Here is a 214-nt window from a genome sequence, read left to right on the forward strand (position 1 = left end):
CCGGCACGCCGAGAGCACGCACCTGACGCCGCGCGGCCGCCCTACGGGCGACGACGGGAATGGTCAGACAGGCCCTACGGCGCGGGCAGCTCCACCAGCTCCGCGACGGCCGCGCGGTGGCTGCCCGCCGAGCCGTACGCGATCGAGTCCGCCTTGGCGCGCTTGAGATACAGGTGCGCCGGGTGCTCCCAGGTCATGCCGATGCCGCCGTGCA

At 74.3% G+C, this 214-nt stretch carries 1 pseudogene; it reads right to left on the reverse strand.

Going from position 1 to position 214, the window contains the following annotated elements:
* Positions 1 to 74: 74 nt before the first annotated feature.
* Positions 75 to 214, reverse strand: a pseudogene (locus IF19_RS1000000138610) (acyl-CoA dehydrogenase family protein); the annotation flags it as partial.

The sequence above is a fragment of the Streptomyces californicus genome, assembly GCF_000717645.1.
GTDB classification, from domain to species: domain Bacteria; phylum Actinomycetota; class Actinomycetes; order Streptomycetales; family Streptomycetaceae; genus Streptomyces; species Streptomyces californicus.